The 3,050-nt window shown below is 37.0% G+C and carries 5 protein-coding genes; 2 read left to right on the forward strand and 3 right to left on the reverse strand.

The genetic code is table 11. From position 1 onward, the window contains the following. A partial coding sequence (locus A194_RS0115610) for a PLP-dependent transferase (protein WP_017187723.1) occupies positions 1–662 on the forward strand: 662 nt, incomplete at its 5' end. 42 nt (positions 663–704) lie between these two features. On the opposite strand, the gene A194_RS0115615 is transcribed toward A194_RS0115610, so the two are convergent. Genes A194_RS0115615 through A194_RS0115625 form a run of 3 tightly spaced genes read right to left on the reverse strand, consistent with a single transcriptional unit; the run spans position 705 to position 2,449 of the window. Beyond that, entirely contained in the window at positions 705–1,556 is an 852-nt protein-coding gene (locus tag A194_RS0115615; protein WP_017187724.1) for a DUF4097 family beta strand repeat-containing protein, read from the reverse strand. A gap of 1 nt (position 1,557) precedes the next feature. After that, positions 1,558–2,133, reverse strand: coding sequence for a DUF1700 domain-containing protein (locus A194_RS0115620; RefSeq protein ID WP_017187725.1), 576 nt, complete (start codon positions 2,131–2,133; stop codon positions 1,558–1,560). Beyond that, a complete protein-coding gene (locus tag A194_RS0115625) occupies positions 2,126–2,449 on the reverse strand; it encodes a PadR family transcriptional regulator (protein WP_017187726.1) in 324 nt (107 codons plus the stop codon). The genes A194_RS0115620 and A194_RS0115625 overlap by 8 nt, the downstream gene beginning before the upstream one ends. Before the next feature lie 165 nt (positions 2,450–2,614). Between A194_RS0115625 and A194_RS0115630 the strand changes: the two genes are divergently transcribed. Beyond that, positions 2,615–3,050, forward strand: a 436-nt coding sequence (locus tag A194_RS0115630; protein ID WP_017187727.1) for a hypothetical protein, incomplete at its 3' end; no start/stop codon positions are given.

The following is a 3,050-nucleotide window of genomic DNA, read 5'->3' on the forward strand; positions in this document are numbered from 1 at the left end:
ACTATGCAAAAGAGCATGATTTACTCACAATTGTCGATAATACATTTACGACACCGTATTTCCAAAATCCAATTAAACACGGAGCAGACATCGTACTTCATAGTGCAACGAAGTATTTGGGCGGACATAGTGACGTTGTCGCTGGCCTAGTTGTCGTTAACAATGATCAGCTTGGTGAGGACTTACACTATATCCAAAACTCTTCAGGTGCGATTTTAGGACCTCATGATTCCTGGTTACTTATGCGCGGAATTAAAACGTTAGGCATTCGCATGGAAGAGCATGAAGTGAATACTCAAGCGGTAATCGAATTCTTAAAAGACCATCCGATTGTCGAGAAGATTTATTACCCTGGCTTAGAGGATCACCCAGGTTATGAAGTTGCGAAGAAGCAATGCTCAGGCTTTGGTGCGATGCTCTCATTTGATGTTGGGTCAGAAGAAAAAGCAAATGAGTTGTTAAGCAAAGTGCGCTACTTTACCTTAGCCGAAAGCTTAGGCGCTGTTGAAAGCTTAATTTCAGTACCAGCTAAAATGACTCACGCGTCGATCCCTCGCGAACGACGTCTTGAACTTGGTATTACTGACGGGTTAATTCGTGTTTCTGTTGGGATAGAAGATTTTGAAGATTTATTGGAAGACTTACAACGCGCATTAGGTTAAGAGTTATATAACAGTCAGCTCACCGTCTGAGCTGACCTGTTTTTATCTTTGTTCAAAATCAAATGAACCGGCAGATGTTCTTACCGTAATATTGTAAAGCCCATCACCAATTGTACCTCTTATTTCTCGATTGGTATTAACATCAAAATTCATTGGAAACCCAATTGATCCATCTCCAGCACTCGCTCGGTAATCTAAAGCTATATTTGTCGGCTCCTGATGAACATACAGATTTATAGTACCTGCTGTTGCGTCAAAATTAATATCTTGTTCTATTTGTTCTAGTGTTGTCACGATACTGCCTGCGCTTGTTTTAATGTCTAAATCGCCAGTAAGATACTTGACTTCTACCATTCCAGCTGAAGAACGTATGTTAGTATGTTCTGACTCAATATCTTCTAAGGTAACCTTCCCTGCGCTCGAAACGACATCAACCTCATTTGCTACAACACCCTCTACTTCAGTTATTCCAGCCGATGAGTCTATAGATAAAACATCATAAATCTTTTCAGGCAAATGCAGGTCTAACTCAAAATGTTGCCCACCTAAAGTTGGTAAGAACAATACTGGATCTGCTTTAAAATTTATGTGCAACTCATTATTTTCCAACTCAATTTGTAAATCTGTTTGTTGCAAAAATACTTGACTAAAACGTCCATCATAACTAACTTTCACCTCATTTTCATCTGTTGGTAATATATTAACCTCCGCTACAGACACGTCAATATAGACTTCATCAACTACTTCAGCCTCAAATGTTTTTGAATCTTGTACTGTTGTAAATTCCCCCACGTAATTTTCAACAAGGGTAGCTCCACTTAACAATACTGACATAATTAATCCAATAAAACCAATTACAAGTCCAACTAAAGCAACCTTCGCAACGGTTTTCATGTTACCATTCCCCTTTTACCACTTGAATGTTCAAGTGAATATATTTCTTAATTGCAAAAATGATCCACTTGCCTACATAAATCAACCCAAGTACCATCAACGTGGCTAAACTTAAAGAGAAGATTGATGAAAACAGTAGTACAAAAAAGTTACCAACACCGTATAACCCTAGCTGTATGAAGCCAAATAACGGAGCTAAGCCAATTGAAATGGCAACTCCATACATGCTAATGTATACACTTATAATTGCTGTAACAGGGCCAACGACAACAATTAGGTTAATAAAAATTAAGGCAATCGCGATCAATACATTACGCACAATATTTGGACTTCTTTTTTCATTTTGACTAGTAGTACTTTCTACCGATGACTGGGATTCTTTAGGTAATTCAATCATAATTTCCTCTGCAACCTTACTTGGTGCGCCAAGTTCGTTAACCACTTCTAACTCCGATTTCCCATCACTTTTCGCATTTTCAAAATGCTCTTCATAATCGTAAAGTATTTCTTGCAGCTCTTGAGGGTTAAGTGATATTAGATGACTTCTTAATTCGTTTAAATATTGCTGTTTATTCACCACCAGAAACCTCCTTTGCTAATTCATCGACATATCCTGAAAACCATTTCCACTCTTCAATTAAATAATTCATGTGGACTTTTCCTTTATGGGTTAAGGTGTAATATTTTCTTGGTGGGCCTTCTTTAGACTCTGCTAAGTAAGTCGAACAATATTCCTCTTTAGTCAACCGCCTTAATAATGGATACAGAGAACCTTCTGCTATAGAAATGTTTTTAGAAATATTTTGTGCTAATTCATAACCATATTGGTCTTTTTGATTGATTAACATTAAAACACAGAGTTCTAATACTCCTTTTTTAAACTGTGCATTCAAGTTGGACACCCCACTGCTTAAAGTTTATGGTAATTTATACTCTTAACATAACATTTAGTACTGAATAATAAAAGGTACTGGTGTAAAAAAAATAGCAGTTAGTGTATAATTTATTAGATTTTATCCAACCTAAAACTGTAGAACAGACTACAAGGAGGATTTTTTATGCAACAGCAACAAAACCCAAACAGCCAAATGAAACAATCTGAATCATTACCAAAAGATAAAAGTCATGGTGCACATGCTATTTTTGACGCTCACGAAGCAATCTCAACTGTAATTGGTGCAATGGAGCACTATAAAATGTATGAACAAAATATTCAATGTCAGCAATTACAAGGGATTTTAACGAACCAATATAACTATTTAAGCCAAACGTATAACACGATGGTTGATGCGTATCAATCTGGTCAAAAACCAACTCAACCGACAACGTTATACAATATGGAAATTTCAAACGACGTCACGTATGGTATGCAACCGAGCCAACCGAAACAGCCAGAACAAAATCCTCAGCAATTAAATGACCAATGTTACTCAAGCTTCATGCTAGGTCATTTAAAAGCTTGTGCTACAGGGGCAACAACAGCCGCTTTAGAAG

The organism is Alkalibacillus haloalkaliphilus C5, from assembly GCF_000269905.1.
GTDB classification, from domain to species: domain Bacteria; phylum Bacillota; class Bacilli; order Bacillales; family Alkalibacillaceae; genus Alkalibacillus; species Alkalibacillus haloalkaliphilus_A.